This window comes from Streptomyces sp. NPDC055955 (assembly GCF_042270245.1).
GTDB lineage: Bacteria > Actinomycetota > Actinomycetes > Streptomycetales > Streptomycetaceae > Streptomyces.
Genome location: NZ_JBHJYS010000015.1, coordinates 127,784 through 151,754, shown reverse-complemented (window position 1 = coordinate 151,754; position 23,971 = coordinate 127,784). Strand labels below are relative to the sequence as shown.

Here is a 23,971-nt window from a genome sequence, read left to right as displayed (position 1 = left end):
TGACCGGCGGCGGAGCTGGTTGAATCGTCCGCATGTCACGCCCCGCCCCCACCTGCCCCTGCGGGCTCCCCTCCGCGTACGACGCCTGCTGCGGCCGGTATCACTCCGGAGGGGCGAACGCGCCTACCGCCGAGGCCCTGATGCGGTCCCGCTACTGCGCCTTCGCCGTCAAGGACGCCGCGTATCTGCTGCGGACCTGGCACCCGGCCACCCGGCCCCCTGCCGTCACCTTCGAGCCGGGCATGAAGTGGACCGGTCTGGAGATCCTGGGGACGACCGAGGGTTCGGCCTTCCACAACACCGGCACCGTGACGTTCCGGGCCCGCTACACCGACGGCGGACGGCCCGGCTCGCTGCACGAGCGCAGCAGGTTCATACGGCTCGACGGCGCATGGGTGTACGTCGACGGCGACTTCATCGACTAGGGCCCTGCGTCCGGATCAGGGCGGATCAGGGAGCGGGTGCCGGCGCCGTGCCTCGCCGCGGGGCGCGGCGCCGGCACCCGCGAGCCCGGCGTGATCCGCACGAGAGACCCTGGGGCGCGCCCACGCGCTCAGGGCGCGAGGATGTCCAGTTCCTCGAGCGCGCCCACCGCGATCTCGCGCGTGAGCGCCTCCGCGCGGGCCGCGTCCCCCTCGCGGACGGCCTCGGCGACCTGCACATGGAGTGACACGGCCGCCGGGTCCGGGTCCTCGAACATCACCTGGTGGTGCGTGCGTCCCGCGAGGACCTCCGCGACCACGTCACCGAGCCGGGCGAACATCTCGTTGCCCGACGCGTTCAGGACGACCCGGTGGAACTCGATGTCGTGGACGAGGTACGCCTCCAGCTGCTGGCCGCGTGACGTGGCGACCATGCCGAGCGCGCACTCGGTGAGCGCCGCGCACTGCTCGGCCGTGGCGTGCGTCGCGGCGAGTCCGGCCGCGACCGGCTCGACCGCGGAACGCAGCACCGTGAGGGAGCGCAGCTGCCGCGGCCGGTCCGCGCCGGCCAGCCGCCAGCGGATGACCTGCGGGTCGTAGACGTTCCACTCCTCCGTGGGCCGGACGGTCACGCCGACCCGGCGCCGGGACTCCACGAGGTGCATCGACTCGAGCACCCGTACGGCCTCCCGCATGACCGAACGTGACACCTCGTACCGCTGGGCCAGCTCGTCCGTGCGCAGCACGCTGCCCGGCGGGTACTCCCCGGCGGTGATGGCGGGGCCGAGGTTCTCCAGTACGTGGGCGTGCAGCCCCCGGCCCTGTGTGGTCATGACGTCAGCGTACGAGGCGGGTCGGCGGAATAAAAAGTCAGACTTTTATGTCACAGTCTCTTGAATTTGTCCGACCATTCAGGTTTCAGTGTCGTGACACAGCGATGTCGAAGAAGACAGCGAGGACGCGATGAAGACACGACGTACCCCCCACGTCGTCGTAGTCATGGGCGTAGCAGGGACCGGCAAGACCACGATCGGCCCCCTGCTCGCAGACAAGCTTGGCGTCCCGTACGCCGAGGGCGACGACTTCCACCCGCCGGCGAACATCGCCAAGATGTCGGCCGGCACCCCCCTGACCGACGACGACCGCTGGCCGTGGCTCGACGCCATCGGCGAGTGGGCGCACGGACGGGCGGGACTCGGCGGCGTCGTCAGCAGCTCCGCCCTCAAGCGCAGCTATCGCGACCGGCTCAGGGCCGAGGCCCCCGGGGTCGTGTTCGTCCACCTCACGGGTGACCGTGCCCTGATCGAGGACCGGATGTCGCACCGCCAGGGGCACTTCATGCCCACGGCCCTGCTGGACTCGCAGTTCGCCACGCTCCAGCCGCTCGCGGCGGACGAGGCGGGCGTCGACGTCGATGTGTCGGGCAGCCCCGAGGAGATCACGCAGCGGGCCGTCGCGGCCCTCGCCGACCTCGAAGGCGTGTCCTAGTCCCCCAGCGCCCGGCGCTGAAGCAGTTCCAGAAGTCCCCACCCACACCAAGGAAGAACCGTGACCAGTCTCAGCGTCGAGACGCTGGCAGCGGATGCCGTCGAACCGATCACCTCGGCGGGCCACGCCCAGCTGGGGATCGCCGTCCTCGCGGGCATCGCTGTCATCGTTGTGCTCATCACGAAGTTCCGGGTCCACGCCTTCCTGGCGCTGACCATCGGTTCTCTGGCCCTGGGAGCCTTCGCGGGCGCCCCCCTCGACAAGACCATCGTCAGCTTCACCACGGGCCTCGGTTCCACGGTGGCCGGTGTGGGTGTGCTGATCGCGCTGGGCGCGATCCTGGGCAAGCTGCTCGCCGACTCGGGCGGCGCCGACCAGATCGTCGACACGATCCTCGCCAAGGCGGGCGGGCGCGCCATGCCGTGGGCGATGGTCCTGATCGCCTCGGTGATCGGGCTGCCGCTGTTCTTCGAGGTCGGCATCGTGCTGCTGATCCCGGTCGTCCTGATGGTCGCCAAGCGCGGCAACTACTCGGTGATGCGCATCGGCATCCCGGCCCTCGCCGGCCTGTCGGTCATGCACGGCCTGATCCCGCCGCACCCCGGCCCGCTCGTCGCGATCGACGCCGTCCATGCCAACCTCGGCGTCACGCTCGCCCTGGGTGTCCTCATCGCCATCCCGACGGTGATCATCGCCGGTCCGCTGTTCTCGAAGGTCGCCGCCCGCTGGGTGGACGTCCAGGCCCCGGACAAGATGACCCCGGCGCGCGCCAGCGACGACCTGGAGAAGCGTCCCAGCTTCCGCGCGGCCGTCGCCACGATCCTGCTCCCCGTCGTCCTGATGCTCGCCAAGGCACTCGTCGACATCGTCGTGGACAAGCCCGAGCACACTGTGCAGCGCGTCTTCGACGTCATCGGTTCGCCGCTGATCGCCCTGCTCGCCGCCGTGATCGTCGGCATGTTCACGCTGGGCCGCGCGGCCGGGTTCACCAAGGACCGGCTGTCCTCCACCGTCGAGAAGTCGCTCGCCCCGATCGCGGGCGTCCTCCTCATCGTCGGCGCGGGCGGCGGCTTCAAGCAGACCCTCATCGACTCGGGCGTGGGCCAGATGGTCCTCGACATCTCCAAGGACTGGGCGATCCCGGCCCTGCTGCTCGCCTGGCTGATCGCGGTCGTCATACGCCTCGCCACGGGCTCCGCCACCGTCGCGACCATCTCGGCGGCCGGCCTCGTGGCGCCGCTCGCGGCCGACATGTCGACCGCGCACACGGCCCTGCTGGTCCTCGCGATCGGCGCCGGCTCGCTCTTCTTCAGCCACGTGAACGACGCGGGCTTCTGGCTGGTGAAGGAGTACTTCGGCCTGGACGTGGGTCAGACCATCAAGACCTGGTCCGTCATGGAGACGATCATCTCGGTCGTCGCCGGTGGCCTGGTGCTGCTGCTGTCCCTGGTCATCTAGCGGCCTCAGTCGTCCGACCGCCTCATGATCTGACTCCCTCCGGAGCGACTGGAGTACTGAGCGATGACCCACCCCCTCTTCGACATAGGCGGCCGCACGGCCCTGGTGACCGGTTCCAGCCGCGGGATCGGGTTCGCCCTGGCCCGCGGCCTCCTGGAGGCCGGCGCGACCGTCGTCCTCAACGGACGTGACGAGTCCGCCCTCACGGGCGCGGCCGAGCGGCTGTCCGGGCTCGGCCCGGTCCACACCGCGGCGTTCGACGTCACGGACGGACCGTCCGTCGCCGCCGGGGTCGCCGGGGTCGAAGAGCGGGTGGGTCCGCTCGACATCCTCGTCAACAACGCGGGCATGCAGCTGCGCGCCCCGCTCCTGGAGTTCACCGACGCCGACTGGCACCGGGTCCTGAACACCAATCTGACGAGCGCGTTCCTCGTGGGCCGTGAGGCGGCCCGCGGCATGGTGGAACGCGGTCACGGAAAGATCATCAACATCTGCTCGCTGCAGAGCGAGGTCGTGCGGCCCGGCATCGCGCCCTACGCCGCCACCAAGGGCGCCCTGAAGATGCTCACCAAGGGCATGTGCGCCGACTGGGGCCCTTCCGGGGTCCAGGTCAACGGGCTCGGCCCCGGCTACATCGAGACCGAGCTGACCGAACCGCTCGTCCGCGACGAGGAGTTCAGCGCCTGGGTCCGCCGCAGGACTCCGGCGGGCCGCTGGGGCCGCACCGACGACCTCGTCGGCGGCACCCTGTTCCTGGCCTCCCCCGCGTCCGACTTCGTCAGCGGGCAGATCCTCTACGTCGACGGCGGCATGACGAGCGTTCTCTAGAAGACCCCATGGCTGGAGGAGACCTGATGCTGGGCTGCGTGATCCACGGCGCGGGAGATCTGCGCGTCGACGAACTGCCCTCTCCCGAACCCGGCCCGGGCCAGGCGCTCGTCGCCGTCCGCTACGGCGGGGTGTGCGGGTCGGACCTGCACTACTGGCGCCATGGCGGCGTCGGCGACTTCCGGCTCCAGGAACCCATGCTGCTCGGCCACGAGGTCGTGGGCACGGTCCTGTCGTACGGGGACGCTGCCACCGGTCCCGCGCCCGGCACGGCCGTCGCCGTGCACCCGGCCACCCCCTGCGGGACCTGCCCCGAGTGCGCGGACGGGAGGCGTCAGGTGTGCCGTGACACCCGCTACCTGGGCAGCGCGGCCCGCACCCCGCACGTCCAGGGCGGGTTCGCCGCCCGGATCGCCGTCCCCGCCGGTCAGTTGAGGGCCGTGCCCGACGGGCTTCCGCTCGACCGGGCCGCCCTCGCCGAGCCCCTCGCGGTGGCGCTGCACGCGGTGCGCCGGGCGGGCCCGGTCGCGGGCCGGCACGTCCTGGTGACCGGTGCGGGCCCGATCGGCTGCCTCGTCGTCGCAGCCGCCAAGGCCGCCGGGGCGGCCCATGTGACCGCCACCGACCTCCTCCCCGAAGCCCTCCGTCACGCGCGGGCCGCCGGCGCCGACACCCTCGTACGCGCCGACGACCCGGCCGATCAGGGCTGGCCCGACGAGGCCGACGCCGCTGTCGAGGCGTCGGGCGTGGCCGCCGGGCTCGACAGCTGCCTGCGCCATGTGCGGCGCGGCGGTGTGGTCGTCCAGCTGGGGATGCTGCCGCCGGGGCAGAGCCCGTTCGCGGGGAACCTCGTGGTCGGCCGGGAGATCGAGCTGCGCGGGGCGTTCCGCTTCGACACGGAGTTCGACGACGCGCTGCGCCTGCTCGCCGAGCGGCCAGAGCTCGCGGAGCTGATCAGCGCGGTGGTCCCGGTGGCGGCCGCGGAGTCGGCGTTCGCCCTGGCCGCGGACCGCTCGCGAGCGTGCAAGGTCCTCCTGGACTTCGGCGCGGGCGCGTGACACGGCGCCGTCACGGCAGCCATTCGCCGTGCTCGCGCTCGGCCCACTCCCTCCCCACGAACCCGGTCCGCATCCCGAGCCGTGCCTCGGGATCCGCCCACGCCTTCGCGATGTGCCCGGCGACCACGATGCCGAGGGCGAGGGACAGCCAGTCGTGCACGAAGGTGCTGCCCGTGCGCCAGGTCAGGGGCGCGACGGAGGTGAACCACATGAGCAGGCCGGTGCCGAGCATCACCAGGACCGCGCCCGCGAGCCAGCCCGCGTACAGCTTCTGGCCCGCGTTGAACTTGCCCGCGGGCCTCGGGCCCGAGCGGCGCAGGGCGGAGCGCAGCCAGGTGCGGTCGTGCGCGACGAAGCGGTTCAGGCGGCGCAGGTCGGCGCGGAAGGCGCGGGACGCGAGGCCGGCGAGGTAGGGCGCGGGCAGCAGGAGACCGGACCACTCGTGGAGCCTGACCACGAGTTCGCGGCGGCCGACGAGCTCCGCGAACCGGGGTACGTACAGGCAGGCCGCCGTCAGGACGCACAGGCCCATGAGGGCCGCCATGGACCAGTGGACCCAGGTCTCAAAGCGGGTGAAGCGCCTTACCCGCGCCGGGAGTTCAGTGGGTGGGTTCATCGTCGCGTCCGTTCGAGCGGCCGACCCACGCGTCCACGTCGTAGCCGCGGTTCTCCCAGTAGCCGGGTTCGACGCGGTCGGTGACGGTGATGCCGGACAGCCATTTCGCCGACTTGTAGAAGTACATGGGGCCGACGTAGAGCCGCACAGGCCCGCCGTGGGTGTGGCCGAGGGGCTTGTCCTGCATGCGCAGCGCGACGAGCACGTCGGCGCGGCGGGCCTGCGGCAGTGTGAGGCTCTCGCTGTAGGTGCCGTCGAAACAGGTGAGCCGCAGCGCCTTGGCCGAGGGCCGGACCCCGGCCGCGTCGAGGATGCTGGACAGGCGTACGCCCTCGAAGGGGGTCTCCGGCACGCGCCACCCGGTGACGCACTGGACGTCGCGCACGAGCCGGGTCTGCGGGAGCGCCCGCAGCGCGGGGAGCGTGTAGGTGGTGGGCCGGTCGACGAGGCCGTCGACGGTGAGACGGTAGTCGGCGGCCGATCTGTGCGGGACGGAGGAGGCGACCGAGTAGTAGCGGAAGCCGCCGCCGTTCGGCAGGAGGTCCGTCAGGCCGGTGGGGTCCTTGTCCGCGGCGCTGCCGAGGAAGGATTCGAGGCCGCGCTGGAGGGTGGGCGCGGCGGCGACGCCGAGGGCGCCGAGTCCGAGCATGCCGAGGACGAGGCGGCGGCCGACGGGCGCGCCGTGCTGCTCGTCCCGTTCGGGCGGTACGGGTTCTTCCGGGTTCACACACTGATTCGAGCACCCGTGGCCTCCGGGGGCCAGAGGCCACGGGTGTTCGTCAGCGTTCTGTCACTTCTCGGCGGGCACGCCGGCCGCCTTCTCCAGCTGGAAGGCCTCGTTGCCGAGGCCGATCCCGGCGTGTGCCTCGGGGTTCCGCCCGCGCAGGACGACGCCGTGGACGAGGCCGATGACGGCGGCGAGCGCGATGATGCCGGGCAGCACCCAGTTGAGGGAGGAGCCGGGGCCCGAGCCGACGAGGACGTCGAAGTCCTTGACCGTGTAGAACGCGATGACGAGCAGCGCGATCCCGGCGATCCCCGACGCGATCAGACGCCAGATCTGGGCGCCCGCGGCACCGCGCCTGACGAAGAAGACGATCACGGCCAGCGAGGCGGCGGCCATCAGCAGGATGATGCCGAGCGCGCCGACGTTGCCGCCCCAGGTGAAGAGCTTGAGCACGGGCGCCGTCGGGTCGCCCGCCTTGCCGTCGTCGGTGACCGCGAAGGCCACGACGACGATCAGGGAGAGGGCGGTCTGGAGCAGGGAGCCGGTGCCGGGCGCGCCGCTGGAGCTGTTGGTGCGGCCGAAGGCGGCGGGCAGCAGGCCCTCACGGCCCATGGCGAAGGCGTAGCGCGAGACGACGTTGTGGAAGCTGAGGAGCGCCGCGAACATGCCGGTGACGAACAGGACATGGACGATGTCGGTGAACGTGCCCCCGAGCCTGCTCTCCGTCAGGAAGAACATCAGCCCCGCGCTCTGCTTCTGCGCGGTCGGGATGATCGCGGAGGGTCCGGCGGCGACGGTGAGCGCCCAGGAGCTGATGGCGAAGAAGACGGCGACGAAGCCGACGGCCATGAACATCACGCGCGGCACGAGGATGTGCGGGCGGCTGGTCTCCTCCGCGTACACGGGCGCCTGCTCGAAGCCGGTGAAGGCGGCGATGCAGAAGCACAGGGCGGTGCCGACGCCCGCGCCGGTGAGGGTCTGCGGGTTGAAGGCGTGCAGCGACAGGCCCTCCTTCGCCGGGTCGCCGATCGCCGCGACGTCGAAGACGACGACGAGCGCGACCTCGACGAGCAGGAGGACGCCGAGCACGCGCGCGTTCACGTCGATCTTCAGCAGGGCGAGCGCGCCGACGGCGAGCACGGCCACCAGCGCCGGGATCCACCAGGCGATGCTCAGGTCGAGATAGGTGGCGCAGAGGTTGGACACCTCGAAGCCGAACATCCCGTAGATGCCGACCTGGAGGACGCTGTAGGCGACGAGCGCGACCAGGGCGGCGCCCGCGCCGGCGGTCGGGCCGAGGCCGCGGGATATGTACGCGTAGAAGGCGCCGGCGTTGTGGACGTGCCGGCTCATCTCGGCGTAGCCGACGCTGAACAGGGCGAGGACGACGCCCAGGATGAGGAAGAGCAGCGGCTGCCCGACGACGCCCATCACGGCGAACGTGGTGGGCATGACGCCGGCGACCACCATGAGCGGGCCCGTCGCGGCCAGCACGGACAGGAGCAGGCCCGCCGTGCCGAGGCGGCCGGCGCGCAGGGCGCTGTCCTGCCCCTTGAAGGTGCTGATCCCCGCATCGGACTCGGGGGGTCGTGCCGTCTCGCTCGTGCTCGAACTGCCCGTCGTCATGGCGGGGTTGTCCCTTCCCTGTGGATGAGCGCTGGTGGTGCGGGTGTCCGGGTTTCCCGGGGCGTCGCCCTAGGCCGTGCCGAGCGCGGCACCGCGCGCGGCACGGAAGGCTTCGTGCGGATCGCGGTCCGGGTACGACCAGGGGGCGGCGGTGGCGTGCCGGCCGATGCGGTGGAACAGCGCGGCGGCCTCCGCGGGCCTGCCCTCGCAGGACTTGGCGTGGGCGAGGAAGTTCAGGTCGACGCGGCCGCGTGGATGGGCGGGGCGCTCCGGAGTGCCCCATTCGAGCCACCAGTCGAAGGCCGCCTTCATCACGAGGCGGGCGCGGCGGCCCGTCCAGTGTCCGGACGCCTTGGGGTCGGGCGGTTCGCTGCCGGCGGCGGCGAGGACCCGGTAGCGCTCGGCGTGCGCGACCACGGGGAGGACGGCGAGCGGTGAGCCGGGGCCCGCCTGTTCGGCGGCCCAGGACGCGAAGTCGTACACCTCGTGCAGGGGGTCCTGGCCCGCGTCGGGGCGGCGTTCGGCGAGCCTCGCGACCATCAGGTGGTGGGCGTGGTGGTGCTCGGCGTGGCGGTGGCGGATCTCGTCGAAGAGGCGGACGACGTCCTCCTCGCGGCCCATGTCCCTTTCCAGGAGCAGGAGTCCGAGCCAGGGCGTGGGGTCGGCGGGCACGAGGGCCGCCGCGTCGCGGCAGGCGTCGCGGGCCTTGTCGGGGCGCGTCTTGCCGATCCGGGCGCGCTGCACGGCGGCGAGGGCGAGGAGGACAGCCGCGTCCGCGGACTCGGGCTCGGCGAGCCGCCAGTCCCTGACCCATGCGGTGGTCGTCGGTTCCTCGGCGAGGACGACGATGCGGTGGCCGCGGCGGTCCCAGTCGTCGCCGGTGGCCGAGATCAGTTCCCTGACCTCGGTCCAGCGCCCCTGAGCGAGGGCCGCGCGGGCGGCGACGAGGTCGCTGTCGTCGAGCGCGGAGTCGAACGGGGGAGCGGCCCGCTTACGGGCACGCCCGAGTGGTGGCGGGGGTGGGGGCACCGCAGGAAATCCTCTACGACGCGGCTTGCTTGAGGTGATCACGCACAGCAAAGCGGTACCGGGCGCTCCGAGTCAAGAGCCGACCAAGGGATGGTCTTCACCAACTCGTTTCACAATCCTCCGAGTTCACCCTCGCGATCCTCCAATTACCGTTCTGAACTGGGCAGTTGAACGGGTGACACGAGACAGCGCCCCGCACCGCGAAGCAGGGTCCGGGGCGCCGTCAAGGCGGGATTCAGCCGGTCGCGGCGGCCGCGGCGCGGCCCGCCGTGCGGCCCGAGAAGAGGCAGCCGCCGAGGAAGGTCCCTTCGAGGGAGCGGTAGCCGTGCACTCCCCCGCCGCCGAACCCGGCCGCCTCCCCCGCCGCGTACACGCCCGGCAGCGGCTCTCCGCCCTCGGTCAGGACGCGCGAGGACAGGTCGGTCTCCAGGCCGCCGAGGGACTTGCGGGTGAGTATGTTGAGGCGCACCGCGACCAGCGGGCCCGCCTTCGGGTCGAGGATGCGGTGCGGCGCCGCGGTGCGGATGAGCCGGTCGCCGAGGAACTTGCGGGTGCCGCGGATGGCGGTCACCTGGAGGTCCTTGGTGAAGGGGTTGGCGATCTCGCGGTCACGGGCGACGAGGGTGCTGCGCAGCGCGGCCTCGTCGATCAGCGGACCCGACGCCTTCTCGGCGAGGGCGTTCATGCCGCGCACCAGGGCCGGGAGGTCCTTCTCGATGACGAAGTCGGCGCCGTGCTCCATGAACGCCTTGACGGGCGCCGGCACGTCGGCACGGGCTCGGTCGACGACTCCGCGCACGGACTTCCCGGTCAGGTCGGGGTTCTGCTCGGAGCCACTGAGGGTGAACTCCTTGCCGATGATGCGCTGGTTGAGCACGAACCACGTGTAGCCGTACCCGGTCTTCATGATGTGGTCGAGGGTGCCGAGGGTGTCGAAGCCGGGGAAGAGCGGCACGGGCAGACGCTCGCCGCGCGCGTCGAGCCAGAGCGAGGACGGGCCCGGCAGGATGCGGATGCCGTGCTTGTCCCAGATGGGGTTCCAGTTCTCGATGCCCTCGGTGTAGTGCCACATGCGGTCGCGGTTGATGAAGTGCGCGCCGGCGTTCTCCGTGATCCCGAGCATCAGGCCGTCGACGTGCGCGGGCACGCCGGAGAGCATCTTCTCGGGCGGGGTCCCGAGGCGCTCGGGCCAGTTCGCGCGGACGAGGTCGTGATTTCCGCCGATGCCGCCGGAGGTGACGATCACCGCCTGCGCCCTGAGCTCGAAGGAGCCCGTGACCGTACGGCTGCTGCCCTGGCCGCGCTCGATGGACGACGGTTCGAGGATCTCGCCGGTGACGGTGTCGACGGCGCCGGCGCTGCGGGACAGGCCGGTCACCCGGTGGCGGAACTTCAGCTCGACCAGACCGCGCGCCACCCCCTCCCTGACCCGGCGCTCGAACGGCGCGACGAGGCCGGGGCCGGTTCCCCAGGTGATGTGGAAGCGCGGCACCGAGTTCCCGTGCCCGTTCGCGTCGTAGCCGCCGCGCTCCGCCCAGCCGACCACGGGGAAGAACCGGACGCCCTGCCGGTGCAGCCAGGACCGCTTCTCGCCCGCGGCGAAGTCGACGTACGCCTCGGCCCACTTGCGCGGCCAGTGGTCCTCGGGGCGGTCGAAGCCTGCGGTACCCATCCAGTCCTGGAGCGCGAGCGCGTGGCTGTCCTTGATCCGCAGACGGCGCTGCTCGGGCGAGTCGACGAAGAAGAGGCCGCCGAAGGACCAGTGCGCCTGCCCGCCGATGGACTGCTCCGGCTCCTGGTCCAGGAGGATCACCTTGCGGCCCGCGTCCACGAGTTCCGCCACCGCGGCGAGCCCGGCGAGGCCCGCCCCGATCACGATCACGTCCGCGTCGTACGTCGTCATTGGGATCCGTCCCTCTCGAAAGTTACCGGTGGGTCAGATCTTGGGTACGGGGGTGGGCGGCGTCAACCTCGTCGACCGGGTCACTCGCGGGGCAGCCCGTGCCGCGGGGCGCTATCGTCGGCCTTACACCCGTGCAACGACCCGCCCATGGCCGATCTTGATACCTGCATTCTCGAGGTGCGCAGCGTGTCGGTTCTCGTACTCGTCCTCGCCGTCTCCGCGGCCTTCTGTCTGGGTATCGGATTCGTGCTCCAGCAGAACGCGGCGCAGCACGCCCCGCTGAACGACTTCCTGTCGCCGCGCCTGCTGCTCGACCTCGTACGGGTGCCCCGCTGGCTGGGCGGCATAGGTTTCATGGTGTGCGGCATGGTGCTCGGCGCGATCGCGCTGGGCAACGGGGAGATCTCCCTCGTCGAACCGCTGCTCGCGACCAACCTCCTCTTCGCGCTCGCCCTCTCGCGCCACCAGACCCGCCAGCCCCTGGGCAAACAGGGCTGGTCAGGCCTGGCCCTGCTCGCGGGCGGGGTGACGGCCTTCATCGTGGCGGGCGAGCCACGCAGCGGCGACGCGGTCACCGACCCGCTGCGGCGCTGGCTGATCATCGGCCTGATGGTGGGCGGCGCGCTGCTGCTCACCGCGTACGCGAAGAAGTCACGGATGAGCGCGGCCCCGGTCCTGCTGGGCGTGGCGGCCGGGCTCCTCTACGGGGTGCAGGACGCGCTGACGCGGATGAGCGGGCAGCTGTTCTCGTCGGGCGGCTGGGGCGAGCTGCTCACCAGCTGGCAGCCGTACGGGGTCCTGGCGCTCGGCGTCACGGGGCTGATCCTGGTGCAGAGCGCCTTCGAGATGGCGCCGCTGCGGATGTCGCTGCCCGCGCTGACGGCCGCGCAGCCGCTCGCGGGCATCGCGTGCGGCGTCGGCTTCATGGGCGACCAACTGCGCACGGACGCCGGGGCGCTCGCCTGGCAGGCGACCGGGCTCACGGCGATCGTGGCGGGGATCGTGCTGCTCGGGATGCATCCGGCGATGCCGACCACGGGCCCTCGGGAGGGAGACCGGGCAGGCGTCGGGGTCTGAGCCGCCGGGATTCTGCCGGGTCTGGTCTCATGGGCGCATGACCCCTCCCACCGATCCCCCGCACGCCGCCGACACCCCGGATCCGGCGGCGGAAGTCCTCGACATCGTCGACGAGCACGACCGGGTCGTCGGGCAGGCCCCGCGCGGTGAGGCCTACGCCCGCGGACTGCGCCACCGGTGCGTGTTCATCCAGGCCAGGGACGGCGCCGGCCGGATCTTCGTGCACCGCCGCACGCCGACGAAGCTGGTGTTCCCGTCCCTGTACGACATGTTCGTCGGCGGCGTCGTGGGCGCCGGGGAGTCCTACGACGACGCGGCGCTGCGCGAGGCGGAGGAGGAGCTCGGCGTCTTCGGGCTGCCCCGCCCCGAGCCCCTGTTCAAGTTCCTGTACGACGGCGGGGCGGGCCGGACGTGGTGGTCGTACCTGTACGAGGTGCGCTGCGAGCTGCCCGTGAACCCGCAGGCCGAGGAGGTGGCCTGGCACGACTTCCTGACCGACGAGGAGCTGGAGCGACGGCTTCCCGAGTGGCCGTGGGTGCCCGACGGGCTCGACGCGTACGAGCGGCTGCGGGCCTACCGCGCAGGCGCCACGGGCCTGCCGCGGCCGCCCGGATAGGGTCGCCCCGTGATCGAATTTGTGCGCGGTGTCCGCCTCTGGTTCGCGCCCGAGCGGGTGCGGGACGACGGCGATACGCCCGACTACCGGTTCTCGCTGGCCAACGAGCGCACGTTCCTGGCCTGGCTGCGCACGGCGCTCGCGCTGATCGGCGGCGGGTTCGCCGTGGACCAGTTCCTGCCGGACCTGCGCTGGGCCTGGCGGGCCGGTCTCGCGCTCGCCCTGCTCGCGGCGGGCGCCCTGTGCTCCCTGCGGGCGGTCAGCCACTGGGTGCGCTGCGAGCGGGCGATGCGGCGGGGCGAGGACCTGCCCGTCTCACGGTTCCCGGCTCTGCTGAGCGTGCTCGTGGCGCTGGTGGCCGTCGCGATGGTGGTGGTCGTGCTGGCCGGGTGGGCGGGGTGAGCGGCCCGTCGGAACCTCCCGGCGACGGGCCGGACGGCGCGGCGGCCGCCGACCGCGATCCGGGGCTCCAGCCCGCGCGGACGCGGCTCGCCTGGCGGCGGACGACGCTGTCGTGCACCGTGGCGGCGATCCTCGCGGCCAAGGCGACACTGAGCGGCGGCGCCGACGCCCTCGGTGCGCTGGGCGCCGCCCTGTGCTTCGTGGCGTGGCTGGGGTTCCTGGCGGTGGCGCACCGCCGTATCCGCGATCTGGCGTTGCACGAGGCCCGGCCGCCGGTGCTGCCCCTGCGGGCGGCCGTCGTGGCGGTGGCCTGCTCGGTGGCGCTGGCCGCGTTCGCCGTGGCGCTGGTGGTGTGACGCCGGTACGCGGTGCCGGACGGTCGCCGATCGCGCGCCACCGCTCAGTCGGTCAGTCGGTCCACGGCACGGTGACCACGATCTTGCCCCTGGTGCGGCCCTCGGCGCTCAGCCGCTGGGCGTCGGCGGCCCGCTCCAGCGGGAACGTCTCGTCGACGTGCACCGTGACCACGTCCTGTTCCGCGAGGTCCGCGAGGCGCGCGAGGTCGGCGGCGTCGGGGCGCACGAAGGCGTAGCGGCCGCCCAGGTCGACGACCGAGGCGTCCGCGATGGACGCGAGCCGGCCGCCCGGCGCGAGCAGGTCCGCGGACACCTTCAGGGCCTCCCCGCCCACCGTGTCGAACACGGCGTCCACGCCCTCCGGCGCGAGAGCCCGCACGCGTTCGGCGAGGCCTTCCCCGTACGTGATCGGTTCGGCGCCCAGCTCCCGCAGGAAGTCGTGGTTGCGCTCGCTCGCCGTGCCGATGACCCGGGCGCCGAGGTGGCGGCCCAGCTGGACCGCGATCGACCCGACGCCGCCGGCCGCCGCGTGGACGAGCAGCACGTCGCCCTCCTGCACGGCGAGGGCGCCGGTCAGGACCTGGTAGGCGGTGAGCCCGGCGAGCGGCAGCCCGGCGGCCTCCTCGTAGGTCAGGTTCCGGGGCTTGCGGGCCAGGGTGCGCACGGGCGCGGCCACGTACTCGGCGAACGTCCCGCGGGACAGGAAGTCCTCCCTCACGTAGCCGATCACCTCGTCGCCGGGGACGAACTCGGTGACGGAGGCGCCGGGCTGGACCACGACGCCGGACACGTCCCAGCCGGGGATCACCGGGAAGACGGCCTCCAGCACCGGGTCGAGGTATCCCTCGCGGGCCTTCCAGTCGACGGGGTTCACCGCCGCGGCCCTGACCTTCACCAGGACGGAGTCGGGCCCCACCTTGGGATCGCGCGCCTCCCCGTACTCGAGCACCTCGGGACCGCCGTAGCCGCTGTAGGTGATCGCCTTCATCCGACGTACTCCTTGCGAAGGTCACAGGAACAGGCGCAATGGTTCCATATCATAATGATTCGGGCATTTCCGGCTAGCCTGGCTCCATGACCACTCTCCACCAGGAACACCCTGTCCACGAGCACACCCACGGCGAGGGCTGCGGCCACACGGCGGTGCCGCACGGCGACCACGTCGACTACGCGCACGAGGGGCATCTGCACGCCGAGCACAACGGCCACTGGGACGAGTGCGAGCCCGGCGCACACACCACGCACCAGGGCCACGAGCACCAGCACGGCAAGGACTGCGGGCACCAGGCCGTCACCCACGGCGATCACGTCGACTACGTCCACGACGGTCACCGGCACGCGCGGCACGACGGCCACTGGGACGACCACTGACGACCGCGCGCAGTGCCGCGGTGACCGCGGGACGGCGAAGGGCCCCCGCACTCGGCGTGAGTGCGGGGGCCCTGGCCGTGTGTCCGGGCCCGAGCGGCGTCAGGGACGCAGTGCGCGCAGCAGCAGGTCCGCCAGGTGGTCCGCGACCTCCTGCGGGGCGAGCGGGCCGCCCGGGCGGTACCAGGTGGAGAGATGGTGCACCGACCCGAAGTGGTAGTCGACCACCAGGTCGGCGGGCGTGGCCGTGGAGAACACGCCGGACTGCTGCCCCTCCTCGATCAGGGCCCTGAACCGCTCGTGGTAGCGCCGCCGCTCGGCCCGCACCTGCTTGTTCTTCTCCGGGCTGAGGTGCTGCATGGAGCGGAAGAAGATCGAGGCGTCGTCGAGGTTCTCGATGGTCGTGACGACCACGTCGGCGGCGGCGTCGCGCAGCCGCTGCTCCACAGGAGCGTCGGCGTCCGCGAACGCGTCGAGGCGCTCCTGCTGCACGCGGAGCACTCGCGCGTACACCTCGTGCAGCAGGTCGTCCTTCGAGCCGAAGTAGTGGTAGAGCGCGCCCTTGGTGACGCCGGCCGCCTCGACGATCTCCTGCACCGAGGTGCGGTCGTAACCGCGCTCGGCGAAGAGCCGGGTGGCGGCGGCGAGCAGCCTCTGAGGGACGGGCGTACCGTCTCCGTCCGACGTCCTGGGCACTGCCGCCACCTGCCTTTCTCCTGCGATCAGCTGTTCTGTGTACGGGAACGCAGTTCCCGCCGGAGGATCTTCCCACTTGTCGTCTTCGGCAGCTCGGGCAGGATCTCCACCTCGCGCGGGTACTTGTACGCGGCGAGCCGCTCCTTGCAGTAGGCGGACAGGTCGTCCGGACCCACCGAGGCGCCCGGGCGCAGACTCACGTACGCCCTGACCGTCTCCCCGCGATAGGGGTCGGGGACACCCACGACCGCGGCCTCGCGCACGGCGTCGTGGGTGTAGAGGACGTCCTCCACCTCGCGGGGCCAGACCTTGAAGCCGGAGGCGTTGATCATGTCCTTCTTGCGGTCGACGACGTAGAGCCAGCCGTCGGCGTCCATGAAGCCGATGTCCCCGGTGCGCAGTTCACCGTCCGGGAACGACTCGGCGGTGGCCTCGGGGCGCTTCCAGTAGCCGGGGACGACCTGGGGGCCGCGCACGGCGATCTCGCCCTGCTCGCCGAAGGGCACCTCCTGGCCGAGGTCGTCCACGATCCGCACGACGCTCTCGGGACCGGGGACGCCGACGGCGAGGGTGCCCGAGACGGGGTCTACGGGGGCTTCCTTGCCGGGCGGCACGGAGGCGCAGGGCGCGGTGCACTCGGTGAGGCCGTAGCCGTTGTGGATGTAGGGGCCGAAGCCGGCCCGGAACTTCTCCACGAGGGCGGGCGGCACCGGCGCGCCGCCGGACGAGATCGACCGGAAGGAGGCGAAGTGCTCGCGGGTCGCGGCCGGGTGCGCGGCGAGCGCCATGAACGCGGTCGAGGGACCCACGGTGTAGGCGGGCCGGTGCTCGGCGAACGCGTCCAGGACGACGCCCGCCTCGAAGCGGTACGCGAGGACGAGGGTGCCGGTGTTCGCGAAGGAGGAGACCAGCTCGCAGACCATGCCCGTGATGTGGAAGAGCGGGGCGAGCCCGAAGTACGTACCGCCTTCGGGGATGCCGAGTCCGGTGCGCTGGCGCTCGGCGTTGTACGTGATGTTGCGGTGCAGGTTCGTGGCGCCCTTGGGCGTGCCGCTGGTGCCGGAGGTGTAGCTGATGAGCGCGATGTCGTCCGGGCCCGGGTCGCGGCCCTCGGGCGCCGCATGGCCCGCGCGGGCGACCGCCAGGAGGTCGTCGGCGTCCTCGGCCTGCGGTTCGACGCGCTCGAACTTCAGGACCCGTTCGTCACCCCGCGTCTGGAGGTCCAGCTCGCAGGCGGTGAGCACGATCCGTACCGGCGAGTCCGCGGCGGTCTCGCGCAGATACGCCTCCCAGGCCCGGTCCGAGCAGATGAGGGCGGTCACGTCGGCGTCGTGCAGGACGTGGGTGACCTCGCCCGACTTGTACATCGGGTTGACCGGGACGACGGTGGCGCCGGCCTTGTAGGCGGCGAGCAGGCCGATCACGAAGTGCGGGGAGTTCTGCAGCATGAGGGCGGCGCGGTCGCCGCGTTCGAGGCCGCGCGCGGCGAGGTGCCCGGCAACGGAGTCGCTGAGTTCGTCGAGCTCGCGGTAGCTGAGGCGGCCGTCGAAGTAGGCGACGGCGGTGCGGTCGGGGGCCGTGCGGACCGCGGCGCGGAATGCGTGCAGCACGGACTCGGCCGGGGTGACCGGGGCCCGCTGTGCCTCGGAGAGCTGCCCGAGCCAGGGCATGGCCGCATAGATCGAGGAGCTCACTTCTGTGCCGCCTCCCACTTCTGCTGGATGTGGTTCATGTTCGACAGCCAGCGGTCGGGCGTCGCGGCCCGCGCCGCGTAGTACCCGGCGACCTCGGGGTGCGGGAGGATCAGGAAACGGTCCTGCGCCATGCCCGCGAAGAGCGCGTCGGCGACGTCCTCGGGCTCGATCGCGGTCGGCGCGAGGACGAGCTCCCCGGCCGATCCGGAGGCGGTGAGCATGTCCGTACGCACGCCCTGCGGGCAGATCGCGTGGACCTTGATCCCGCGGTGCCGGTAGGTGAGGGAGAGCCACTCGGCGAAGGCGTACGCGCCGTGCTTGGTGACGCTGTAGGGCGCGGCGCCGACCATCGTGAGCAGTCCGGCCGCGGAGACGGTGGAGACGAAGCGGCCGCTGCCGCGCTCCAGCCAGCCGGGCAGCAGGGCCCTCGCGGCGCGGACGTGGGCCATGACGTTGACGTCCCAGGCGTCGGCCCAGATCTGCTCGTCGGCGTCCTCGGTGCCGCCGGAGGCGAGCCCCGCGTTGGCGCAGTAGACGTCCACGGTGCCGTCCAGGGCGTCCAGCGCCTCGGGCACGATCTCGGAGGCGTCGCCCGGGACGGCCGTGGCGCCGATCTCGTCCGCGACCGCCTTGGCCTTCCCCGCGTCCAGGTCGTTCACGACGACGCGCGCTCCCGAAGCGGCGAAGCGGCGGGCGAGTGCGGCTCCGATGCCGCCTCCCGCGCCGGTGACGACGACCCCCGTGCCGTGCAGGCTGTCCACCATCGGTCTCCCTTGACTCGACTTCCGGTCACAGACTAAGCAGTCGGTCAGCTCAACGGAAGAGGTGTCGGCTGTCGGCTTCGTTCCGCGGGGACGCGGCGCACGCTAGCGTGCGTGCACATGCCACCTTCCGCGATCTCGGAGGTCACCACATGAACGTGTCCAGACGGAGCCTGCTCGCCGCCACCACCGCCTCGGCGGTGGCCGCCACGGCGGGAGCGGCGTCCCCCGCGCTCGCCGCGGAGAAGGACGGCGGCAAGCTCCGCACCGGTTTCGAACGGCTCGCGGCCGACGGATACCGGATCCTCGCCGGGCAGAAGGTCGGCTTCGTGACGAACCCGACCGGGGTCACGCGCAACGTCCAGCACATCGTCGACGTGATGCACGCCGACGAACGCGTGAAGCTGACCGCGGTGTTCGGACCCGAGCACGGCTTCCGCGGCACGGCGCAGGCGGGCGGATCGGAGGGACGGTACGACGACCCGGCGACCGGACTGCCCGTCTACGACACCTATTTGAAGAGTGGTCAGGCGCTGGCGGACGTCTTCACCGCCTCCGGTGTCGACACGGTCGTCTTCGACATCCAGGACGCGGGCGCCCGCTTCTACACATACATCTGGACGCTCTACGACTGCATGGAGGCCGCGCAGCTCGCGGGCAAGAGGTTCGTGGTGCTCGACCGCCCCAACCCGGTGACCGGCCGGAACGCCTACGGACCCGTCCTGCACAAGGAGTTCGCGACGTTCGTCGGCCGCCGCGAGATCTCCCAGGCCCACGGGATGACGGTCACCGAGCTGGCGCGCCTGTTCAACGGCGAGTACCTCGCGAAGCCCGTCGAGCTGGAGACGGTCCTGATGACGGGCTGGAAGCGGCGCGACTTCTACGACGCGTCGGGGCTGCCCTGGGTGCCGCCGAGCCCGAACATGCCGACGCCCGACACCGCGCTCGTCTACTCGGGCACCTGCCTGTTCGAGGGCACGAACCTCTCCGAGGGCCGCGGCACGACCCGCCCCTTCGAACTGCTCGGCGCCGAGGGCCTCGACGGGCGGTGGGCGGCCGCCGCCAATGAACTGCGCCTGCCCGGCGTGGACTTCCGCGAGGCGTACTTCGCGCCGACCTTCTCCAAGTTCCAGGGCAAGACGATCGGCGGCGTGCAGGTCCATGTCAGGGACCGGGCCGCGTACGACCCCGTACGCACCGGCATCGCCCTGCTGGTGACGGCAAAGAAGTCCTGGAGCGACTTCGCCTGGCGCTCGGACAACTGGATCGACAAGCTCACTGGGTCCACCCAGGTCCGGACGATGATCGACGCGGGGGCGTCCACGGACGAGGTGGTCGCGGCCTGGCAGGGCGAACTCGCGGCGTTCCGCGCGGTGCGCAGCCGCTATCTGACGTACAAGTAGGACCCGTCGTCCCGTGACGTCTCGCGATACGGGACGACCCATTCCACGTATTGACTGCCATGTACACGTACAACCACAGTGCAGTACGTGCTCAAAGACGACTCCACCAGGCAGAACACGGTCACCGGCGCGGATTCTGACGGGGACAGCCCCGAGAGCCTGCGCCGCGTGGCCGTCGCCAGTTTCATCGGGACCGCGATCGAGTTCTACGACTTCTACGTCTACGGAACGGCCGCCGCCCTCGTCCTCAACGAGGCGTTCTTCCCGAACCTCTCCTCCCTCAACGCGACCCTCGCGTCCTTCTCGACCTACGCGGTGGCCTTCGCGGCCCGGCCCATCGGCTCGCTCCTGTTCGGCCACTTCGGCGACCGCGTCGGCCGCAAGTCCGTCCTCGTCGCCTCGCTGCTCCTGATGGGCCTGTCGACGGCGTGCGTCGGCCTGCTGCCCGGGTACGGCACCCTGGGCGTGTGGGCGCCGCTGCTGCTCGTGCTGCTGCGCTTCCTCCAAGGCGTGGGCCTCGGCGGCGAGTGGGGCGGGGCGGCGCTGCTCGCCGTGGAACACGCGCCGCGCGGCAAGCGCGGTCTCTTCGCGGCGTTCCCCCAACTCGGCCCGTCCGTCGGCTTCTTCGCGGCGACCGGCATCTTCTGGATCCTGTCGACGACGCTCGACGACGAGGCGTTCCACTCGTGGGGCTGGCGCGTGCCGTTCCTGCTCTCCTTCCTGCTGGTCGCCGTCGGCCTCTTCGTGCGGCTGAAGATCAGTGAGACGCCGGTGTTCGCCAAGGTGATGAAGGAGCAGGAAGCGAGCAGGGCCCCTGCGCTGGAGGTCTTCAGGCGGCACCCCCGCGAGATCCTGCTCGGCGCGGGCGGCATGGTCGTCGCGTACGGGCTCTTCTACACCGCGACCACGTACTGCCTGGCCTACGGCACGACGACCCTCGGCGTCCCGCGCAGCACGATGCTCGCGGTCTCGCTCGTCGCCTGCCTCTTCCTCGCGGCGGGCACCTGGCTGGCAGCGACCCGCTCCGACGCGGGCGGGCGCCGCCGACTCGTGCTGGCCGGCGCCGGGCTCGCGGTGGTCTGGGGCCTGGCCCTCTTCCCGCTCATGGACACCGAGCAGCCCGTGCTGATCGCGCTCGCCCTGGGCGGCGCGCTGTTCTGCATGGGTGTCGTGTACGGCCCGATGGGCGCGTATCTGCCGGAGCTGTTCGGGGTGCGCGTGCGCTACTCCGGGGCGTCCTTCGCCTACAACCTGGGCGGGGTGCTCGGCGGCGCGGTGTCGCCGCTCGTGGCGACGCGGCTCCAGGGCGAGTTCGGCTCGGCCTCGGTGGGCTGGTACGTCAGCGCGATGGCCGTCGTCTCCCTGCTCTGCGTCCTCGCCCTGCCGGAGACGCGGGAGCGCGAACTGGGCTGACCTCCATGGGGCACGCGTGTGCGTGCCCCATGGAAGCGGCCGGACTACGGCCGGTGCGCAGGGAATTCGACGACCTGCTGGTACGTCGGACGGTTCTGCCACTGGATGCCTCGGTGCGTGATGCCGCCGAGAGCCCGGTGGATGATCGTGTCCGAGCACCACTGGTCGCCGGCCTTGCACGCGTCGTCGCCGGGGTAGACCTCGGCGGCGGGCTTCGCGGCCGCCTGCGCGAGCGTGGCGAGCAGGACGTCGCGGCAGGCGTCGAGCGTGCCGCCGCCGCAGTAGGCGGCGCCGAGCCTGCCCTTCACCTGCTGCCCGAGGACCGTGCGCAGGTCCTTGTCCACATAGCCCCACCAGCCGTACTGGAACGACGATCCCGCGTGCGCGCCGGTCGGACCGTGGCCGGCGGACGGCGACTCGTCGACGGTCAGTTCGCCGGTGAGCGCCCCGTACAGGTCGCCGCCGAGGCCGGGCTCGAACTCGGCCTTCACCAGGAGCGGCCACCAGGCGTCCATGATGCGTACGGCGTCCGGATGCGCGTAGGCGTGCGAACCGGCCGACGTCTGATTGCGCTGGGCGCCTGCCTTGCGCCAGGCCTCCAACTGCTGCACGGCCTTGTTCAGGGCGGGGTCGTCGACGGGCTTGCTGCGCATGACCTCGAGGATCTCGGGCAGCACCTGCTCGCCCCGCAGATCCGTGAGAGCGGCCTCCTCCATGGCCTGGGTGAGCGAGGCCCTGGTGACGCCGCCCTCGGCGACGAGCCGCTTCACGCGTCCGTCGAGCAGGTCGGCCCGGTGCACGGCGCCGAGGCTGAAGTTGGCGGCGCCGAACCCCTTGGCCTGCTTGTTGTTCCAGGAGACGTAGTAGTCCTGGTCGACGGAGTTCGGGTGCTGGGAGGGCGGCGTGTATGCGGCCGTGTTGTCCGTCGGATCGAAGTCCCGCCACTCGTAGGCCTTTTCGGCCTTCACCGGGAAGGAGGCGTCGACACCGGCCGCGCGCACCGGGTTGGCGCCGCTGTTGTAGTACGCGATGTCGCGCGAGTCGGCGTAGAACCAGTTGAAGGCGTAGCTGATGTGCTGCACGGCCTTCTCGAAGGTCGCCGCGTCCTTCACGTACGAGGGGTCGTTCAGCATCTGGAACCCGACGATGGAGTCGGCCTCGTGCCGGTACGTCGAGCGCAGTGAGGTGTACGCGACGGGCTTGCCGCCGACCGTCGCACGGTGCGTGACGATGCCGTACTTGGTGCGGAAGACCTGCATCCGGTAGGAGCCGGCCGCCGTGGAGTCGGCGAGGGTCGGCTTCCAGGCGTTCTTCTTCTCCAGCTTCTCCATGGGGGTGCAGGTACCGCGGTACAGGTAGTTCGTGGACCGCCGGGTGGGCGTCGCACCGTCCGGCTCGCACAGCTCCACGGCGTACGTGTCCGTGATGTCCTGGCCCGCCGAGGTCGCCGACCAGGCGTAGTCCTGGCCGCGGCCGAGCTGGATGTACATGCCGACGCCCGCGAACGAGACGCCGCGCGCGCTGATGCCCGGGCCCTGGAGCTCCTGCATCATCAGCAGCTGCGGGGCGAAGTACCCGGTCTGCGGGCCGAACACGGCGACCGGGTGGCCGGACGCGGTGTGCTTGCCGGAGACGAGGAGGGCGTTGGACATGCCCTTCTTCGAGTCGGAGTTCCTGAACATGTCCGCGGGCAGCACGCCCTTGTCGTACATACCCTGGAGCGGCTTGAGCTTCGCCGGTGCCTCGACCGGGGTCCTGCGTCCCGCCTCGGCCGGCTCGGCCGAGCCCTCACGGTCGTGGACGAGGGGTTCGCTCTCGACGGTGCCCTTGTCGGGCAGCGCCTCGCCGCGCGGGTTCTCGGGCTTGGCGCCGTAGGGGAAGCTCGTGCCGTCGTGGATGGTCGTCACGGCCTCGGGGTCGTCGCGTCCGCGGAAGGACTCCCAGACCTCGGTGCCCCGCTCCACGCCGTACTTCTGCTGCGCGGACAGGAGCGAGAGGGCCTGGCCGACCTCTCCCCCGCCGCCTCCTCCGAAGAGACCGCCGACCACGGAGGCGAGCGCGATCATGTCGGTCACCTTGAACGGCTGGATCTCGCCCATGTTCGTGATCGCGTCGATCTTGCCGGTCAGGACGTACTCGCCGGGGAAGTAGCGGCCGTTCTTCGCCTTCTCGCGATAGGCGTTGAGCCCGTCGATGTAGGCCTGCGCGTCGTCCATGGCCTGCTCGCCACGGGCCCCCTGGGTGGTCTTGATGTACTCGACCTGCTTCTCCAGGTCCTGCTCGGTGTACGGGGCCTGCGGCCAGAACTCCTGCTCGAGTCCCTGGTTGGCGAGGGCACCGCCCGCGAACGACGTGAGCTCGCCGCGGCCGATGTGCCGGAACAGGTCGATCAGCCAGAGCCGGTCCTGACCTGCGGCGTAACCGGCGCCGAACTCAGTTCCGTAGCGCGTGGAACCTTTGACGTGGGGTACACCGTTCTTCTTGTCACGGGTGATCGTCACATCGTCGCGGGGGCGCGTGACGGAACCGACCTGACCATCGGGGACCCCGAAGGAGGAGTCGTTGAAGAACTGGGTGAGGGTGTCGTCCGTCAGGGACGGGTACCCGGCGGAGAGCGCGTCGTAGGGGCCGAGTTGATCGTCGGCGTGGGCGGGCTGGGTGCCGAGGAGCCGGTGGCCGAGTATCTCGGCCAGCGTGGCGCTGCCGTTCGCGCCGGGCGGCAGGATGTCCGCGCACCGGCCCGCGCAGTAGTCGGGCGCCGGTGGCGGCTCCGCGGCCAAGGCCTCGCCGGCCGGGGACAGGAGCCCGGCCGTGAGGACGAACACCGCGGTGGCGGCCGTACTGCCGAGCGTTCTACGGAGGCTTCTGTGCTGGGTGGTTCGTGGGGTGCGCCGTCGCATGCCTGATCCTCCCGACGATGGTGCGCCGGAGGTTACCGGCGGTAGACAGCCGACTGGAGATGAACATGCGTCACCTTTTCGGAATCGCCACACGCGACCCCCTGGGGCGAACGGGCCCCAGGAGGTGCCG

Annotated in this window: 23 protein-coding genes; 12 read left to right on the top strand and 11 right to left on the bottom strand. The window is 71.6% G+C overall.

Annotated elements, in window-relative coordinates; all coding sequences use genetic code 11:
* Window positions 1-32 precede the first annotated feature (32 nt).
* Window positions 33-425 (top strand): YchJ family protein, encoded by a 393-nt coding sequence (locus ACFC96_RS28210; RefSeq protein ID WP_376614747.1) that lies wholly within the window; start codon window positions 33-35, stop codon window positions 423-425.
* Between the two features lie 128 nt (window positions 426-553).
* Here the strand turns inward: ACFC96_RS28210 and ACFC96_RS28205 are convergent, their stop codons facing one another.
* Window positions 554-1,255 carry an FCD domain-containing protein gene (locus tag ACFC96_RS28205; RefSeq protein WP_330280232.1) on the bottom strand — a complete coding sequence of 234 codons (702 nt, stop codon included), beginning with the start codon at window positions 1,253-1,255 and terminating at the stop codon, window positions 554-556.
* Between the two features lie 130 nt (window positions 1,256-1,385).
* Here ACFC96_RS28205 and ACFC96_RS28200 point away from each other — a divergent pair, with 130 nt between their 5' ends.
* The 4 genes from ACFC96_RS28200 to ACFC96_RS28185 all read left to right on the top strand — a co-directional run bounded on the left by ACFC96_RS28200 (window position 1,386) and on the right by ACFC96_RS28185 (window position 5,254).
* Complete coding sequence (locus tag ACFC96_RS28200; protein WP_376257079.1) at window positions 1,386-1,910, top strand: gluconokinase; 525 nt, start codon at window positions 1,386-1,388, stop codon at window positions 1,908-1,910.
* Window positions 1,911-1,970: 60 nt separating this feature from the next.
* Entirely contained in the window at window positions 1,971-3,368 is a 1,398-nt protein-coding gene (locus tag ACFC96_RS28195; RefSeq protein ID WP_376257077.1) for a gluconate:H+ symporter, read from the top strand.
* Window positions 3,369-3,431: 63 nt separating this feature from the next.
* Window positions 3,432-4,196: an SDR family oxidoreductase gene (locus tag ACFC96_RS28190; protein ID WP_376614745.1), complete on the top strand. Its 765-nt coding sequence runs from the start codon at window positions 3,432-3,434 to the stop codon at window positions 4,194-4,196.
* A gap of 26 nt (window positions 4,197-4,222) precedes the next feature.
* Window positions 4,223-5,254 carry an L-idonate 5-dehydrogenase gene (locus ACFC96_RS28185; protein WP_376614817.1) on the top strand — a complete coding sequence of 344 codons (1,032 nt, stop codon included), beginning with the start codon at window positions 4,223-4,225 and terminating at the stop codon, window positions 5,252-5,254.
* A gap of 10 nt (window positions 5,255-5,264) precedes the next feature.
* Here the strand turns inward: ACFC96_RS28185 and ACFC96_RS28180 are convergent, their stop codons facing one another.
* From ACFC96_RS28180 to ACFC96_RS28160, 5 genes are all read right to left on the bottom strand, one after another.
* The gene (locus ACFC96_RS28180) at window positions 5,265-5,870 is read right to left on the bottom strand and encodes a cytochrome b/b6 domain-containing protein (RefSeq protein ID WP_376257073.1); all 606 of its coding nucleotides are present in this window, start codon (window positions 5,868-5,870) and stop codon (window positions 5,265-5,267) included.
* Window positions 5,854-6,519, bottom strand: a complete 666-nt coding sequence (locus tag ACFC96_RS28175) for a molybdopterin-dependent oxidoreductase (protein WP_266742132.1) — start codon at window positions 6,517-6,519, stop codon at window positions 5,854-5,856. Before ACFC96_RS28175 ends, ACFC96_RS28180 begins: the two co-directional genes overlap by 17 nt.
* Window positions 6,520-6,660: 141 nt before the next feature.
* Entirely contained in the window at window positions 6,661-8,223 is a 1,563-nt protein-coding gene (locus tag ACFC96_RS28170) for an APC family permease (RefSeq protein WP_376257072.1), read from the bottom strand.
* Between the two features lie 69 nt (window positions 8,224-8,292).
* Window positions 8,293-9,252, bottom strand: coding sequence for a hypothetical protein (locus tag ACFC96_RS28165; protein ID WP_376257070.1), 960 nt, complete (start codon window positions 9,250-9,252; stop codon window positions 8,293-8,295).
* 235 nt (window positions 9,253-9,487) lie between these two features.
* Window positions 9,488-11,155 carry an FAD-binding dehydrogenase gene (locus tag ACFC96_RS28160; protein ID WP_376614743.1) on the bottom strand — a complete coding sequence of 556 codons (1,668 nt, stop codon included), beginning with the start codon at window positions 11,153-11,155 and terminating at the stop codon, window positions 9,488-9,490.
* 186 nt (window positions 11,156-11,341) lie between these two features.
* On the opposite strand from ACFC96_RS28160, the gene ACFC96_RS28155 reads away from it, so the two are divergent.
* The 4 genes from ACFC96_RS28155 to ACFC96_RS28140 are packed head-to-tail and all read left to right on the top strand — an operon-like array spanning window position 11,342 to window position 13,606.
* Window positions 11,342-12,232 (top strand): DMT family transporter, encoded by an 891-nt coding sequence (locus tag ACFC96_RS28155; RefSeq protein ID WP_376257067.1) that lies wholly within the window; start codon window positions 11,342-11,344, stop codon window positions 12,230-12,232.
* A 37-nt stretch (window positions 12,233-12,269) separates the two neighbouring features.
* Window positions 12,270-12,848, top strand: coding sequence for an NUDIX hydrolase (locus ACFC96_RS28150; protein ID WP_376614741.1), 579 nt, complete (start codon window positions 12,270-12,272; stop codon window positions 12,846-12,848).
* 9 nt (window positions 12,849-12,857) lie between these two features.
* Window positions 12,858-13,250, top strand: a complete 393-nt coding sequence (locus ACFC96_RS28145; protein ID WP_340459822.1) for a DUF202 domain-containing protein — start codon at window positions 12,858-12,860, stop codon at window positions 13,248-13,250.
* Entirely contained in the window at window positions 13,247-13,606 is a 360-nt protein-coding gene (locus tag ACFC96_RS28140) for a DUF202 domain-containing protein (protein ID WP_340459821.1), read from the top strand. The genes ACFC96_RS28145 and ACFC96_RS28140 overlap by 4 nt, the downstream gene beginning before the upstream one ends.
* A gap of 52 nt (window positions 13,607-13,658) precedes the next feature.
* Here ACFC96_RS28140 and ACFC96_RS28135 read toward each other — a convergent pair whose 3' ends face one another.
* Window positions 13,659-14,594: an NADP-dependent oxidoreductase gene (locus ACFC96_RS28135; protein WP_376614739.1), complete on the bottom strand. Its 936-nt coding sequence runs from the start codon at window positions 14,592-14,594 to the stop codon at window positions 13,659-13,661.
* An 86-nt stretch (window positions 14,595-14,680) separates the two neighbouring features.
* On the opposite strand from ACFC96_RS28135, the gene ACFC96_RS28130 reads away from it, so the two are divergent.
* Entirely contained in the window at window positions 14,681-14,977 is a 297-nt protein-coding gene (locus ACFC96_RS28130) for a hypothetical protein (RefSeq protein ID WP_376257062.1), read from the top strand.
* Window positions 14,978-15,076: 99 nt separating this feature from the next.
* Here the strand turns inward: ACFC96_RS28130 and ACFC96_RS28125 are convergent, their stop codons facing one another.
* From ACFC96_RS28125 to ACFC96_RS28115, 3 genes are read right to left on the bottom strand one after another with little or no spacing between them, the layout of a single operon-like run.
* Window positions 15,077-15,670, bottom strand: a complete 594-nt coding sequence (locus ACFC96_RS28125) for a TetR/AcrR family transcriptional regulator (protein WP_329437991.1) — start codon at window positions 15,668-15,670, stop codon at window positions 15,077-15,079.
* 26 nt (window positions 15,671-15,696) lie between these two features.
* Window positions 15,697-17,364: a class I adenylate-forming enzyme family protein gene (locus ACFC96_RS28120; protein ID WP_376257060.1), complete on the bottom strand. Its 1,668-nt coding sequence runs from the start codon at window positions 17,362-17,364 to the stop codon at window positions 15,697-15,699.
* Window positions 17,361-18,128: an SDR family oxidoreductase gene (locus tag ACFC96_RS28115; protein ID WP_376614737.1), complete on the bottom strand. Its 768-nt coding sequence runs from the start codon at window positions 18,126-18,128 to the stop codon at window positions 17,361-17,363. The genes ACFC96_RS28120 and ACFC96_RS28115 overlap by 4 nt, the downstream gene beginning before the upstream one ends.
* Before the next feature lie 149 nt (window positions 18,129-18,277).
* Between ACFC96_RS28115 and ACFC96_RS28110 the strand changes: the two genes are divergently transcribed.
* Both ACFC96_RS28110 and ACFC96_RS28105 read left to right on the top strand, forming a co-directional pair.
* Window positions 18,278-19,528: an exo-beta-N-acetylmuramidase NamZ domain-containing protein gene (locus ACFC96_RS28110; protein ID WP_376614736.1), complete on the top strand. Its 1,251-nt coding sequence runs from the start codon at window positions 18,278-18,280 to the stop codon at window positions 19,526-19,528.
* An 87-nt stretch (window positions 19,529-19,615) separates the two neighbouring features.
* The gene (locus ACFC96_RS28105; protein ID WP_376614734.1) at window positions 19,616-20,941 is read left to right on the top strand and encodes an MFS transporter; all 1,326 of its coding nucleotides are present in this window, start codon (window positions 19,616-19,618) and stop codon (window positions 20,939-20,941) included.
* A 44-nt stretch (window positions 20,942-20,985) separates the two neighbouring features.
* On the opposite strand, the gene ACFC96_RS28100 is transcribed toward ACFC96_RS28105, so the two are convergent.
* Window positions 20,986-23,841 carry a penicillin acylase family protein gene (locus tag ACFC96_RS28100; RefSeq protein ID WP_376614732.1) on the bottom strand — a complete coding sequence of 952 codons (2,856 nt, stop codon included), beginning with the start codon at window positions 23,839-23,841 and terminating at the stop codon, window positions 20,986-20,988.
* Between the last annotated feature and the right edge of the window lie 130 nt (window positions 23,842-23,971).